This is a genomic window from Corynebacterium sp. SA-MJD20WY100, from assembly GCF_039822565.1.
In the GTDB taxonomy this organism is placed as follows: Bacteria; Actinomycetota; Actinomycetes; order Mycobacteriales; family Mycobacteriaceae; genus Corynebacterium; species Corynebacterium phoceense_A.
The window spans coordinates 17,370-31,296 of record NZ_JBCJKS010000008.1; the positions used below are offsets into that span (position 1 = coordinate 17,370).

Sequence of the window (13,927 nt, forward strand, 5' to 3'; positions counted from 1 at the left end):
TAGCGGCGCGCGACCGCCGCAGCACCATGTTCGAGCAACTGGCCAGACAGCTCCAGCAGCCTGGGCAGAGGCATCGCCTTGCCTGTAGTGACCCAGTGCCGGACGTCGACCCGCCGCGCGGCTGGCACCGCCAAACAAGTCGCCTACTTTGGGGAGCAGATGGCGGACTTCTGGCAGGTCAGCGATATCAACTATCTGCTCGCTGCCAATTGCTTCGGCGATTACTACACGCGCGTCGGACTTTCCGATGCCGCCCGCGAGTTCGCCACCTTCTTCTACCTCGTCGCACAGGGCGGGGTGGACGGGCCCGCCACCGCGCACGCGGCGGCGAATATGAACCTGGGTGCCACGCGCGAGTTCTTGGAGCGGTGCGTGCTCGTCATGGTGCCGCTCGTGGGCTATCCGCGCTCGCTGGCCGCGCTGGCCGCCATCAAGAACGCGGCCGAGTCGCGGAATTCTTAAATCCACACCCCTATATACGTCAACGCTGCATGAAAGAGATTTGATATGAAATACGCATCCCGTACCGAATTTGAAACTGCTGACCGCTTCGGCATCGGAGCTCCCAACGACGCTTACGCCCAGTACTTCGTGGGGCAGTCCTACTTAAAGCCGCTCGAGTCCGACTGCCGCAATAACTGGCATATCCATCACAAGGCGGGCCAGACGATTATCTGCACCGCCGGCGAGGGCTGGGCGCAGATCGAGGGCGAGGAACCCGTGCGTCTCACGGCTGGCACGACCCTGTACTTCCCGCCGGAGGTCAAGCACTGGCACGGCGCTGCGAAGGACTCGTGGTTCAGCCATATTGCGTTTCCCGATCCGGCCGAGGGCGCGACCAACGAATGGCTCGAACCGGTCACGGATGCGGAGTACGACGCGCTCTAAAACCGCATGCGAAAGGCGCGCTTCCCATTGCCGGAAGCGCGCCTTTTGCGTGTGTGGACTAGGCCTTGCGGTTAGCGGCGGCCTTGTCGAAGACGGGGAAGAAGCCGTCCTCGCCGTAGTCCTCGAGCGGTGGCAGGTTGTTGAGGGTTTCCATGTCGGCGTCCGAAATCTCGAACTCGACGTCGGCGTTGGAGTCGATGTGCTCGTTGGTCGCGGACTTGGGCAGGGCGATAAGCCCCAGCTGTAGGGTGTAGCGGATGCACAGCTGCGGCACAGTGACGCCGTAGCGCTCTGCTATCTCCTTGAGCTCCGGGATATTCAGCGCCGCGCCGTGGGCGATGGGGGAGTAGGCCTCTGTCGTGATGTGGTGGGACTTGGCGAAGTCGATGAGATCCGTGGGGATATTGGTGACGTGCGCGAGCACCTAGTTGACCGCCGGCGGCGCGGAACCGTGGTCGAGGATGTTGTGCAGGTCGGACTTTAAGAAGTTGGAGACGCCGATGGAGCGAACGCGGCCCACCGCCTGGGCTTGCTCGAGTGCGCGCCAGACCTCGAGGTTCTCCTTATCAAAGTTGGAGTCCGCGCGGAACTCGGCCCATGACTGCGGGGAGTGGATGATGACGAGGTCGAGGTAGTCGAGACCCAGCTTATTCAGGGGCTCGGTAATCGACGCGAGGGCGGCGCTGTGGTCTTTGATCTCGCCCTGGATCTTGGTGGTGACAAAAAGTTCTTCGCGCGGGCGATGCCGCGGCCTACGCCTGCCTCGTTGCCGTACGCCTGTGCGGTGTCGGTGTGGCGGTAACCGCATGGCGCTGAGCATGCTTTTCGAACAGCAGTTTGCACATGTCGGGTGGGTGAATAGACTGTGTTGCGTGACTGGATCAGGTGTTCGAAAGCTCGGCGGGGACAAAGCCTCCCGCGTCGCGGCTTTGCGTGCCCAGGTTGCGGCCGTGGAGTCTGGATCGGCGCTGGCGGGGAGCGGTGCGGCGGCCCGCGTGCTGCGCGCCGCGCCCGACGCGGAACCGCCGGTTGAGGGCGCTGACATGCTGGAAGTGGGCGGCGATTTGGCGCGCCTGTTGCCGGGTGGCGGGCTGGAGCGCCGTGCGGTCACGGAGTTGAACGACTGTCCGGCGCTTGCCGTGGAGCTGCTGGCGCGGGTTACGCGGGCGGGTGGGTTCGCTGCTGTTGTGGGGTGGCCCGAACTCTCTCTCGCACAGGTGATCGACGAGGGGGAAGCGGCGCGGATCATCGCGGTGCCGGACCCGGGTGCGCAGCCGTGGGAGGCCACGAGCGTGCTCGTTGAGGGGCTCGATCTTGTCATCCATCACGGCGCGGCCGCGGAGCTCAGTCCTACGCGGGCGCGCCCCATCTTAGCGAAGCTGCGTGCGGGGCATGCGGCGCTCGTCACGGTAGGCCCGCACCTGCCGGGCGCGCGGTTGGCGTTGCGCGGTGAGGTGACGACCTACCGGGGCATCGGCCGCGGGGCGGGACGCATTCGCGGTGTGGACCTTGCGGTGACGGCGCGGACGAAGCGGGGCGAGCAGCGCGGCACCGTAACCGCCGGGCAGCGGCGCCGTTTGGAGCTCGTATGAGCGCGCCAGCAGCGCGCAGAAAGCGGCATGGCTCGCGCGCGGCGGGCATGCGTGTTGCGGCGCTGTGGTTTCCGGATTGGCCGGTGCAGGCCGCGGACTTGGACGAGGAGCTGGCGCCGGGCGTGGTTGCGGGGCCGGTGGCGGTGGCGGCGAACCATCACGTCGAGGTGTGCAACGGACCGGCGCGCGGGGCCGGCGTGCGGCGCGGCATGCGCGTGCGCCAGGCACAGGCGGTGTGCCCGGAGCTGGTCGTCCTCGACGCGAACCCGGAGCGTGACGGCGCGGTCTTTGGGGCGATTGCGGACTCGCTCGATGACGTGGCGTCCTCGGTGGAGATCCTGCGGCCGGGGCTGGTGATCGTGGACCTCGCGGCGGCGGGTGCGTTCCATGGTGGGGAAGACCGCGCGTTGGAGATGCTCATCGACGCCACCGCACGCGTGGGCGTGGATTGTCTTGTGGGCGCGGCGGACGAGATTGCCACGGCGCTCATCGCGGCTCGGCATGCCGGGCGCGGCGCGGTTGTCGCGGCGGGCGAGTCGCAGGAGTTTCTCGCGGGTGAGCCGGTGGGCGTGCTCATCGCGGAAGCAGCGCTGGGCGTGGATGCGCGGCTCGTGGAACAACTGGGCAAGCTTGGTGTGCGGCGCTTGGGCGAGCTCGCCGGGCTGCCGCGCGGGCAGGTTGTCACGCGCTTTGGACAGGCGGGCGCGAGGGCCCAGTCTATCGCGCAGGCAACGCCCGACCGCCGTGTCGCGCCGGAGCTGGCGGTCACGGAGCTGCGCGTGGGGCTTACCCCGGAAGACCCCATCGAGCGTGTCGATGCCGCCGCGTTCGCCGCGCGCCAACTCGCCAGCTTGTTGCATGGCAAGCTCGACGCGGCGGGACTCGTCTGCGTGCGCCTCGAGGTCGTCGCGGAGCTCACGAGTGGCCAGCGCCTGGAACGCGTGTGGCGCACGCGCGAGGCTTTGGATGAGGAAGCGACGGCCAACCGAGTGCGCTGGCAGCTTGATGGGTGGCTGAGCACGGCGCGGGCGGCGGAGGCTGGGGGCATCGGAAGGCTGGAGCTCGTGCCGGTGGAAGTAGCGCCGCCGGAGGCGGGTGAGCTCTTTGGCTCGCGGACGAGTGATGAACAGGTGCGGCGCGCGGTGGCGCGCGTACAGTCGCAGCTGGGCGTGGATAAAGTGCTGGTCCCGCGGCCAGCGGGCGGGCGCGGTGTGGCCGAGCGCGTGGAATTCGTGCCCTATGGCGAGGCACGCGACCCGGCGCCACGGGGCACGTGGCCGGGCCGGATTCCGGGGCCGCTGCCGGCGCGGCTGGGTGGCGGCATGAACCATCCTGCTTCGCGTTTTTACCTGGTGAGCGCGGAAGGCGAGCCGGTTATCGTTACGGCGGAGGCGGAGCTCAACGCCGAGCCCTATGCCGCGAAGTGGGGCGCGTACGTCTACCGCGTGGCGGGCTGGGCAGGGCCCTGGCCCGTGGATGCACAATGGTGGACGGCGGAGCCGGGAAGCCGCGTGGCGCGGCTGCAGCTCGTGGGCCAAGCCGACGGCGAGGAGGTACAGCGGGCGTGGCTGCTGTACTTCGCGCGCGGGGCTTGGCGTGTGGAGGCGGCCTATTTTTAGGACAGAATGTCGATGACCAGGCGCGTGGGTTCTTCGAGGACCTGCACGGCGTAGGCGTGCTGGCCCTTGAGTCCGATGAAGAATTGGGAGCGGCCCTCAAAAGTGCCGACGGGGACGACTTGGGTGACAAAACCGCCGTGGCCGTCCGTGGCCTTCAGGCCGGGGTCGTTGTGGCCTACCTCGAAGGGGAGGACGGTGCCGTCGATGTTGACGTTGAGGGCGGCGTCGCCGTCGACCTTGACGGTGTTGCCGGAGCCTTGCTGCGTGGGGCGGTCCGTAAAGTCGATGAACCAGCCCGGCGTGCCGGTGCCTTCGAGGTCAAAGACGACGCGCTCGAAGCCCTCGTGCTTGCCCGTGCGGATATTGGTGACGAGCAGCTGACTAGGCGCGCCAGGGCGCTCCGTCTTGAGGGCGGTGTTGGCGTCTCCCACGGGAGTAAGTCCGGCGCCGGTATTCCCTGACTGGGCGGACGCGGCCATCGTCTTCAGTGTGGTGCTGGCAGACGAGGCATCGTGTGCGGCCTGAGTGCTGGTGGGAGCAGCAGAGCATGCGGTGAGAGCCAGGGCGCAGGCGGCGCCGAGAGCACACGCGAGTGCGGCGGACGGAGTGGCCTGAGAGGGATGCATTCCTCCACCGTAAAGGTTCACTGGAGAAAGCGAAAATTACTATCGTGAAAAAGAAAATTTCTTAACCGGATTGTTGTCAAAGCTATGCTGGGGGACATGACTTCCACGCACAACTTGTGCTCCGACGCGTACCTGCACGGCGATCCGGAGCCACTGCCCGGCACCGCGAAGCAAGAGTCCGTCTATGTCCTCTTTGAACAGCCAGGCCGGTGGTCGCACGATATTATGGACGGCCACACGTTTGGCGAGGAGCTTACGGCGCAACTCAAGGCGAAGATGAAGGGCCAGGCCGGCCTGCAGCTCATTCGCCTGCCAGGTCGTGAGGGGCGTGACGTGGGTAAGCTGAACCGTTGCTACCTCGTGTGGGCGAAGGAGCAGGTGATGGAGCTGCTCTTGCTGGACAAGCCGGAAGACATGCTCGACTTGGATCTCACCGGTCCGGGCCGCAATGGCGGCGAGCCTGTCGATACCCCCTTGGTGCTGGTATGCACGCACGCCAAGCGCGACCAGTGCTGCGCGATCAAGGGCCGTCCGCTCGCCGCGGCGCTCAACGAGGAATTCCCCGGCAAGATGGTCTGGGAAGCCTCGCACATGAAGGGTCACCGTTTCGCGCCGACGCTGCTGCTTATGCCGTGGGCGTACTCTTTTGGCCGGCTCAATGAGGAGGCGGCGCGCCAGATGACGCGTGCGGCGCTGCGCGGCGAGATGTTTGTTCCTGCCAATCGCGGCTCCGGCCTGCTGCCCCCGCGCGGACAGGTGGCGGAGCTGGCTGTCGCGGCCATGCTCACGGGGCTGCACTACGGCGAACTCGAGGTGGTAGACCCCGGCGAGGGTGCCGTCACCGTGCGCCACCCGGATGGGCGTGCGTGGCGTGTGACGCTTACCCAGCGCGAGGTGCACGGGATTGTCTCCTCGTGTGGGGACGAGCCGAAGACGTCGCAGGCGTGGGTCGCGGATTCCGTAGAGACGCTCTAGAACGAAGCGCGGCCCCGTCCTCGTGTGAGGGCAGGGCCGTGTGTCTGCGCGGGGACTTAGCGGCGCATGATCTTGGCGGAAAGCCAGTTGCCGAAGAACTGGGCTGCTTGGACCATGACGATGATGATGAGCGTCGCGACGACGGTGACTTCCCAGTCGAAGGAGCGGTAACCGTAGACGATGGCGAAGTCACCCAGGCCGCCGCCGCCCACGTAACCGGCCATCGCGGACATGTCGATGATGCCGATGAAGAGGAAGGCGTAGCCGAGGACCAGCGGGCCGAGGGCCTCGGGGACGATGACGGAAGTGATGATCTTCCAGGGGCTCGCCCCCATGGCGCGGGCGGCCTCAATAACGCCCGGGTCAATAGCCATGAGGTTTTGCTCGACGATGCGTGCCACGGCGAAGGTCGCAGCGATGACCATGACGAAGGTTGCGGGGTTACGGCCGATAGACCCGCCCATGACGGCAACGGTGAGCGGCTGGACGAAGGCCAGCAAAATGATGAACGGGATAGGGCGGACGAAGTTCACCGCGACGTTGATGAGGAAGTAGATGAACTTGTTCTGCAGGATCCCGCCGGGGCGGGTGGTATAGAGCAGGACGCCCAACGCCAGGCCCAGGATGCCCGCCACGAGAAGCGTGACGGAGACCATGATGAGCGTGTCGACGATGGCGGTGACGAGGGTATCGCCTAGGCGATCCCAGTCTGCGGCGAGAGTGGTGACGGTCATCGCTGAATCTCCTCAATGTCGGTGGTGCGGGCAAGCGTGGCGTAGAACTCCTCGATGGCGGCGTCGGGGCCGGTGAGGCGGACCGTCACCTTGCCAAAGGAATGACGCTGCAGCGTCGTGATGCCGCCGTGGACGATGGCGATGGCCACGCCGGCTTCGGCGAGCTTCGCCGCGGCGGTAAAGAATCCGGAGTGCTCGGTGAGGTTGATGGTAAACAGGCGTCCCTCGTGGGCGAGTAGGTCATCGGCCTCGACGAGGTCCGGGGTATTGCGCAGCGAGGTCGCCACGAACTTCGCGGCGGTGTCCGTCTGCGGGTGCGAGAAAACCTCGTAGACCGAGCCGTTTTCGACGACGCGGCCGTTTTCCATGACCACGACGTGGTCAGCGATGGAACGCACGACCTCCATCTCGTGAGTGATGACGACGATGGTGATGCCCAGTTCCTTGTTGACGCGGCGCAGGAGTTCGAGGACCTCGTGCGTCGTGGTGGGGTCGAGGGCGCTCGTCGCCTCGTCTGCGAGCAGCAGGGAGGGGTTGACCGCAAGCGCACGAGCGATGCCCACGCGCTGCTTCTGGCCGCCGGAGAGCTGCTCCGGGTAGTTGCCGCCTTTATCGGCTAGGCCGACGAACTCGAGAAGTTCCTTGACGCGCTTGGTGCGCTCGGCCTTGGGCATGCCCGCCAGCTGCAGCGGGTATTCGATATTGCCTGCCGCGGTGCGGGAGGTCAGCAGGTTGAACTGCTGAAAGATCATGCCGATGTCGCGGCGGATGGTGCGCAGCTTCTTCTCCGGCAGTCCCACGATGGACTGGCCGTCAAGCAGCACGTCGCCGGAGGTGGGCGTATCGAGCGCGTTGATCATGCGCACGAGCGTGGATTTGCCGGCACCGGAGTAGCCGATGATGCCAACGATCTGTCCAGGCTCGATGGCAAAGCTGACGTCCTGCAACGCGGCGGTTTCGGTCTTCTTGTTCTTGAAAACCTTGCTCAAGTTGCGAAACTCGACGCGCGTGCCGTGGCGTTGCGACGAAGGTGTGGTCACGAGTGGGGTCCTTTATGGGTTCAAACTATGGGTGTTCTTATCGGGCTTTGAGTGTGCCCGACGCGGCCGACAATGTCGACTGCAGCGTCACTACAGCGTTTGCTGCAAGGGCGCCTGCGGCCGCGGTGCGAAGGCAGCCGATTACTGCTCGGCGCGCTCTTCCTCTTCGAGACGGTCCAGAATTTCCTGGAGCTTGTCCTGCGGAGTGTCGACGAAGATGGTGGTGCCGCCCGTGGTCTTCTGGACGGCGGCCTTGACTTCCTCGGAGTGATAGAGCTCGGCTAGGCGCTGGACCTTCGCATTGTCCTTGTCCTCGGCGCGCACAGCCCACACGTTGATGTATGGGTCGAAGGTGAGCTCCGGGTCCGCGTCCGGGTCGTCGGAGAGGATGGACGTGGTTGGGTCGATATTCGCGCGCTCGAAGAAGGAGTTCGTGATAATCGCCGGCTGGCCCTCGCCGTAGGCGGACGGGGTCTGCGAGGCGTCGACGGCGACGACCTTCACCTTGGACGCGCCCTCGTCGATGTCTGCGAGGTCCGGCGTCGTCTTCTCGGCCGTGAGCTTGATGAGGCCCTTGGACGCGAGCAGGTTCAGCGCGCGGCCTTGGTTCGTCGCGTCATTGGGGATGGCAATTTCCTGGCCCTCGATACCGTCGAGCGAGTCGTGGTCTTTCCAGAACAGCGGCATGGGGTAGACCTGCGTCGCCGCGACGGGGACGAGGTCCGTGCCGTTGCCCACGTTGTAGTCCGCGAGGAACTTGAGATGCTGGAACTTATTGGTGACGGTCTGGCCCTCGTTGAGCGCCTGGTTGGGCGTGTTGTACTCAGCGAAGTTGACCATCTCGACGTCAATGCCTTCCTTGGCGGCGAGGTCTGTGAGCACGCCCCACTCCGGCAGAGAGGCGTCCGTCGTGCCGACGGTAATCGTGTCGCTGTCGCTGCTCGAGCCAGAGGAGCAGGCGGTGAGTGAGGCGGCGGCAGCAACGGTTGCTACCGCAGCAGTGAGAATGCGAGTAATGCGCATGGGGGACAATGTTCCTTAATTAACAAGCAGGCGGTGGTGAAAAGGGGCGCGACCCCCGGTGCGTGCGCAGGGAGCCGGGGGTGCGGGAGTGAAAGGGGAAGGGGAGAGGGGGCGGGACTAGAGCTGCTCGGTGAGGCGGTCGACGATGGCCTTGAGCTCCTCCGGGGTGCGCTCGACCTCGACCGAGGTGCCCTTGGAGTCTTCGGAGACGGCGGCCTGGACGGCATCGGAGTGCCAGACCTCGGCGAGCTTCGTGATGTTTTCGTTGGTGGCGTCCTCGGCGCGAACGACGAAGGCGTTGATGTAGGGCTCGGCCTCTTCGGAGTTCGGGTCATCCTGGAAGACGGAGGTCGTCGGGTCGATGCCGGCGCGGTCGAGGAACGAGTTATTGATGATGGCCGGGGTGCCCTCGCCGTAGGCGGCCGGGGTCTGGGCGGCATCGACGGCGGTGACCTTCACCTTGGAGGCGCCCTCGTCGATGTCGGCGATGGCCGGGGTAATGAGGCCTTCCTTCTTCAGCTTGACCAGGTCAGCCTGGACGAGCACGTTGATGGCGCGGCCCTGGTTGGTGGAGTCGTTCGGGATAACGATTTCCTGGCCCTCGATGCCGTCGAGGGAGTCGTGGTCCTTCCAGAACAGGGCGAGCGGAACGATCTCGGTGGCGACGATCGGCACGAGGTCGGTGCCGTTGGCCTTGTTGTACTCGGAGAGGAACTTGAGGTGCTGGAAGTTGTTGGTATCCAGGGCGCCCTGGTCGAGAGCCTGGTTCGGGGTGGTGTAATCCGAGAAGTTCTGGATTTCGACCTTGAAGCCTTCCTTCTCGGCTTCGTCTTCGAAGGCGGCCCAGGCCTTCTTGGAGGCGTCCGTCGTGCCGACTTTGATGGTGGGGTTATCGCCGGAGGCGGAATCTGAAGAATCGGAGGAGGAGCACGCGGCGAGGCCGGTGGCGGAGAGGGCCACGGCGGCGGTGGTGGCGAGAACGCGACGGAGGAACATGATGGAGACTTTCTTTACTTGGGGTAATTCGCTGTTGCTCAACGTAGCAACGAACGAACCGCTTTGTCTATCCCGGGGCGAATGAGCGGAAAGTTTTGATTGGAACGAGTTTTCGAAATATCATGTGGCGCATGAGGTTCAATGGAGGCGAGGCACTGCCGTGGTCGCGCGTGGAGCGCATCCTGTCCGGTCGCCCTGGGCCTACGCCCGTGCCTGCTGATGTCCCCTCGTCTGTCGAGGTGGCCATCGCTGAGGCTTCCGATGCCGCCGCGCGGGGGCGCGCGCAGGGTCCCGCGTTCGCGGAGCTCCATGCCACCTCGTCCTATTCTTTCCTGGATGGTGCTTCGGAGCCGGAGGATATGGTTGCTCGTGCGCTGGAGCTGGGGCTCTCGGGGCTCGCGATCCTGGATAGGGACGGTTTTTATGGGCTGATGAAGTTCGTGGAAGCCGCGGCGGAGGCAGGCTTGCCTGCGGTCTACGGTGTGGAGCTGTCGGTCGAGCGGGTGCCTGGCGACACGGCGCGCGGCACGCGGCCGGTGGGGATTGTGGCGGCGGAAGGCCGGCGGCTCACGGTGCTCGCGCGCACGTCGGAAGGCTACCGGCGGCTGAGTCGGTTGGTGGCCCGCGCGCACATGGATGCGCACGCAAAAGGCGAGGTCGCCTACCCGCCGCTCGAGGCGATTCTGGACGAGCTGGGGGAGGAATGTCTCTATCTTCTGGGCTACGAGTGGATCGACTCTTTCGATATCTTTAGCGAAAGAATAAAAATAGACAGCTTGGTTTTGGAGTATGTCTGCGAGCAGCTGCCGGAGGACGCGGACCGCCACGCGGCGCTCGACGAACTGCGCGACCGTCGGCCCGGGCTGCGCGCCATCGCCTCGGCGCGGCCTGCGGCGGCGACCCGCGATCGCGCGCGGCTGGCCGGTGCCAAGCGGGCGCTTGCGCGCCGTAACTCCGTGGGCGAGGCCGAGCCTAACGCTCATCCTATGGGGGCGGGCTGGATGCGCAGCGGAGCGCAGATGGCGAAACTGCTGCCGGAGCGCCCGGAGCTGCTCGCGGAAACGCTGCGCGTCGTGGAGGAGTGCTCGTTTACATGGACCTCGCTCGCCCCGCGCCTACCGGACTATGACGTGCCGGAGGGGCACACGGAGATGTCCTGGCTCAAGCACCTCACGTGGGAACGTGCCGAAGTCCGCTACGCCTCGCGCGAGGCTGAGATTAAGGAGAGGGCGTGGACGCAGATCGAGTATGAGCTGGGGGTCATCGGCAAGCTCGGCTTCCCGGGCTACTTCCTCATCGTCTGTGACCTCGTGGACTTCTGTAAGAAGACCAACATCCTGTGCCAGGGGCGCGGCTCGGCGGCGAATTCCGCAGTGTGCTTCGCGCTGGGCATTACCAACGCCGAGCCGATTTCCGCGGGCCTGCTCTTCGAGCGCTTTCTCTCGCCGGACCGCGACGGCCCGCCGGATATCGATATCGACATCGAGTCAGGGCGGCGCGAAGAAGTCATTCAGTATGTCTACGAGTCACACGGGCGCGAGCGCGCGGCGCAGGTCGCCAACGTCATTACGTACCGGCGCAAGGGCGCCATGCGTGACGCGGCCCGCGCGCTGGGCTACCCGCAGGGTACTGCGGACGCATGGGCCAAGGGCAAGGGCGAGCCGCCGGAGAACGTGCGGCAGCTTGCAGAACAATTTAAGGGGCAGCCGCGGCACCTGGGCATTCACTCCGGCGGCATGGTGCTGTGCGACCGGCCGATTTCGGACGTCGTGCCCATGGAGTGGGCGCGCATGGAAGCTCGCTCGGTTCTGCAATGGGACAAGGACGACTGCGCGGCGGCGGGGCTCGTGAAATTCGACCTGCTGGGCTTGGGCATGCTGGAAGCTCTGCATCACATGCTCGATCTGGTGGAGGAAACGACCGGACGCGTGGTCAACCTCTGGGAGCTGGACCTCGCGGACGGGGAAGTCTACGACATGCTCTGCCGCGCGGACGCGGTGGGCGTGTTCCAGGTCGAGTCGCGCGCGCAGCTGTCCACGCTGCCGCGCCTGAAACCGCGGCGCTTCTTTGACCTCGTGGTGGAGGTCGCGCTCATTCGCCCGGGACCCATCCAGGGCGGTTCGGTGCACCCGTACCTACGCCGCCGCGACGGGATTGAGCCGGTGACCTATGAGCACCCGGTGCTCGAGAAGTCGCTGGGCAAGACGCTGGGCATTCCGCTTTTTCAGGAGCAGCTCATGCAGATTGCTGTCGACGCTGCGGGATTTTCCGGTGCGGAGGCCGACAGCCTGCGCCGCGCGATGGGCTCCAAGCGCTCACCGGCGAAGATGGCGGCGCTACGCGACCGCTTCTACTCCGGCCTGCGCGAGACCAACGGCATCACGGGGCAGACCGCGGACACGCTGTGGAACAAGATTGTGGCGTTTGCGGCTTATGGCTTCCCGGAGTCGCACTCGCAGTCTTTCGCCTCGCTCGTCTATTTCTCGGCGTGGTTTAAGCGTTACTATCCGGCGCAGTTCTGCGTTGGCCTGCTGCGTGCGCAGCCCATGGGCTTCTACTCGCCGCAATCGCTGATCCAAGACGCGCGACGGCACGGGATCTCGATCCTGCCGGTGGACGTCAACGCGTCAGGCAAGGAAGCCCGCGTCGTGCCGGTCGAAGGCTCTGCCGGCGGCTTCGGCATCCGCGTGGGCCTCAACCTGGTCAAAGGCTTGGGTGAGAAAGCTGCGGAGCGGGTAGAGGCGGCATCGGCAAGCGCGGCGTTTGTGGATATCTCGGACCTTGCGCGCCGAGCGGACCTTAATGTCGAGCAGGTCGAGGCGCTTGCGACGGCAGGCGCGCTGGATTGCTTCGGCGTGGACCGGCGCCAAGCGCTGTGGCAGGCGGGCGTGGCTGCGACGGAGCGCGCCGGGATGCTGCCGGGGCTCTCCGCGATTGAGGCGCCGTCGCTGCCGGGGATGAGCGCGTTCGAGCTCATGGCCACGGACATTGCGGCGACCGGGGTGACGGCTGACCATCAGCCCATGGATTTCGTGCGCGCGAACCTAGAACTGCGCGGCGTGCTCACGGCGCGCGACCTCAAGCGTGTGGAGGATGGCTCGCGCGTGCGGATCGCCGGCATTGTCACGCACCGCCAGCGGCCGCAGACCGCGTCCGGCGTGACCTTCTTTGGACTAGAAGACGAGACGGGGTTGCTCAACGTCATGGTGACGCCGGGGTTGTGGGCGCGGCATAAGACGCTCGCGCGCACGGCGCGGGCGCTCGTCGTGCGCGGCATCGTGCAGAACGCCTCCGGCGCGGTGACCGTCGCCGCGGACAAACTCGAGCCACTCGAGCTGTCCGAGTGGCTCTCAAGGGGGTCGCGGGACTTTAGATAGCGGCGGGTGTAGAGTCGGCGCGCTCGTCTGCGCTCATGCCCAGCGAGATGGTGCCGAGCTGGGTTAGCGAGACTCCAAACATAAGCACGCCAGCGAGCATGCCCGCGGAGCGGAGTACTTCTGGCCACGGGATGTCTGAACCAGTGAGATTGAGGAGCGGGAGGAATAGCAGCGCCACCATGAGTCCGCCCAGAGCGAAGAGAGCGAAGCTCAACGAATGGGTGCGTGCGCGATCGATACGTGCACGCTGGTATTCGTCAGCGAAACCGGGATCCACATTGTCTTTGCCAATAGTCTTGTGGAGACCTCCAATCGCCACTGACATGAGGATTATGCCAAAGGCCCAGAGATATACGGCCCACTCCATCTCGGGGGAATAGAGCGCGACTGCAATAAGTAGCGGGACGAGGGAAACAAGTGCAAGGTGAAAGAAGTTCTGACGTGACATGGTCGTTTCCTTTGAACTAGGCGGGATGAGGTTATTCGGAGGAGATGAGCTCGTCGCGGTTGATTTTTCCGGCGAGGGAGCGGGCGACGGTGAAGGGGACAAAGGCGAGCTGAGCGCAGATGAGCTTGAAGTAGATTTGCGCGACGAAGATGCCGTCCATGAAGTCGGTGAGGCGGGCGCTGACCGCGATGAGGCCGGTAACGATGAGGAGTCCGATGCTCGTCATGAGTGCAGCTTGGAGACCATCGTTGCGGGCCTCGGCGAGGCGCTGGAGCTCGTAGTCGTCGAGTGCCTCGGGGCGCGAGCCACAGGGACGGGCATTCGGGGTAGAGAAAATGTGTCTGTATGTAGGGCAACTGCAGCGCTTGGGTGTGTGCGCTGCAGATTTTCGTTAGCCTGGATAGGCAAGGAATTAGTAGACCAAACATGGAAAAGCTTTCACGCAATGAATAGAGACAGCAGTAAGAAAAATTCTGACGGCGTCTCGGGGGTCTCGAATTCCTCCGGCGACCAAGCCGATGACCGCGCGTCGAACTTTGAACGCAGCGCGCACGCCAGCCCGCAGGCTGATGCCCACGGGCTGAAACCAGCGACCACGGTGGAGCCCAC

General features: G+C 65.3%; 13 protein-coding genes and 1 pseudogene. 6 read left to right on the top strand and 8 right to left on the bottom strand.

The features are described from left to right. Positions 1 to 87 precede the first annotated feature (87 nt). Together ABJ196_RS05930 and ABJ196_RS05935 are read left to right on the top strand one after the other, a co-directional pair. The gene (locus ABJ196_RS05930; protein WP_347305632.1) at positions 88 to 462 is read left to right on the top strand and encodes a carboxymuconolactone decarboxylase family protein; all 375 of its coding nucleotides are present in this window, start codon (positions 88 to 90) and stop codon (positions 460 to 462) included. Between the two features lie 45 nt (positions 463 to 507). Beyond that, positions 508 to 888, top strand: coding sequence for a cupin domain-containing protein (locus ABJ196_RS05935; protein WP_347305633.1), 381 nt, complete (start codon positions 508 to 510; stop codon positions 886 to 888). 58 nt (positions 889 to 946) lie between these two features. Here the strand turns inward: ABJ196_RS05935 and ABJ196_RS05940 are convergent. Then, positions 947 to 2,137 (bottom strand): annotated as a pseudogene (locus tag ABJ196_RS05940) (aldo/keto reductase). Between ABJ196_RS05940 and ABJ196_RS05945 the strand changes: the two are divergent. Then, positions 2,076 to 2,480: a hypothetical protein gene (locus ABJ196_RS05945; protein WP_347305693.1), complete on the top strand. Its 405-nt coding sequence runs from the start codon at positions 2,076 to 2,078 to the stop codon at positions 2,478 to 2,480. The pseudogene ABJ196_RS05940 and the gene ABJ196_RS05945 overlap by 62 nt on opposite strands. A gap of 47 nt (positions 2,481 to 2,527) precedes the next feature. After that, positions 2,528 to 4,099 carry a DNA polymerase Y family protein gene (locus ABJ196_RS05950; protein WP_347305687.1) on the top strand — a complete coding sequence of 524 codons (1,572 nt, stop codon included), beginning with the start codon at positions 2,528 to 2,530 and terminating at the stop codon, positions 4,097 to 4,099. Here the strand turns inward: ABJ196_RS05950 and ABJ196_RS05955 are convergent. Continuing rightward, a complete protein-coding gene (locus ABJ196_RS05955; RefSeq protein ID WP_347305634.1) occupies positions 4,096 to 4,725 on the bottom strand; it encodes a hypothetical protein in 630 nt (209 codons plus the stop codon). The genes ABJ196_RS05950 and ABJ196_RS05955 overlap by 4 nt on opposite strands. A gap of 96 nt (positions 4,726 to 4,821) precedes the next feature. Between ABJ196_RS05955 and ABJ196_RS05960 the strand changes: the two genes are divergently transcribed. Continuing rightward, positions 4,822 to 5,700, top strand: coding sequence for a sucrase ferredoxin (locus ABJ196_RS05960; RefSeq protein ID WP_347305635.1), 879 nt, complete (start codon positions 4,822 to 4,824; stop codon positions 5,698 to 5,700). Positions 5,701 to 5,756: 56 nt separating this feature from the next. On the opposite strand, the gene ABJ196_RS05965 is transcribed toward ABJ196_RS05960, so the two are convergent. The 4 genes from ABJ196_RS05965 to ABJ196_RS05980 form a co-directional block, all read right to left on the bottom strand. After that, complete coding sequence (locus tag ABJ196_RS05965; RefSeq protein WP_066484832.1) at positions 5,757 to 6,434, bottom strand: methionine ABC transporter permease; 678 nt, start codon at positions 6,432 to 6,434, stop codon at positions 5,757 to 5,759. Further along, positions 6,431 to 7,474 carry a methionine ABC transporter ATP-binding protein gene (locus ABJ196_RS05970; protein ID WP_347305636.1) on the bottom strand — a complete coding sequence of 348 codons (1,044 nt, stop codon included), beginning with the start codon at positions 7,472 to 7,474 and terminating at the stop codon, positions 6,431 to 6,433. The genes ABJ196_RS05965 and ABJ196_RS05970 overlap by 4 nt, the downstream gene beginning before the upstream one ends. Before the next feature lie 141 nt (positions 7,475 to 7,615). Beyond that, positions 7,616 to 8,497 (bottom strand): MetQ/NlpA family ABC transporter substrate-binding protein, encoded by an 882-nt coding sequence (locus ABJ196_RS05975; protein ID WP_257071906.1) that lies wholly within the window; start codon positions 8,495 to 8,497, stop codon positions 7,616 to 7,618. A 117-nt stretch (positions 8,498 to 8,614) separates the two neighbouring features. Then, complete coding sequence (locus tag ABJ196_RS05980) at positions 8,615 to 9,493, bottom strand: MetQ/NlpA family ABC transporter substrate-binding protein (protein ID WP_347305637.1); 879 nt, start codon at positions 9,491 to 9,493, stop codon at positions 8,615 to 8,617. Between the two features lie 131 nt (positions 9,494 to 9,624). On the opposite strand from ABJ196_RS05980, the gene ABJ196_RS05985 reads away from it, so the two are divergent. Next, complete coding sequence (locus ABJ196_RS05985; protein WP_347305638.1) at positions 9,625 to 12,870, top strand: error-prone DNA polymerase; 3,246 nt, start codon at positions 9,625 to 9,627, stop codon at positions 12,868 to 12,870. Here the strand turns inward: ABJ196_RS05985 and ABJ196_RS05990 are convergent. After that, entirely contained in the window at positions 12,863 to 13,318 is a 456-nt protein-coding gene (locus tag ABJ196_RS05990) for a hypothetical protein (RefSeq protein ID WP_257053262.1), read from the bottom strand. The two genes, ABJ196_RS05985 and ABJ196_RS05990, sit on opposite strands and share 8 nt — an antisense overlap. Before the next feature lie 31 nt (positions 13,319 to 13,349). Further along, positions 13,350 to 13,544: a hypothetical protein gene (locus ABJ196_RS05995; RefSeq protein WP_347305639.1), complete on the bottom strand. Its 195-nt coding sequence runs from the start codon at positions 13,542 to 13,544 to the stop codon at positions 13,350 to 13,352. Between the last annotated feature and the right edge of the window lie 383 nt (positions 13,545 to 13,927).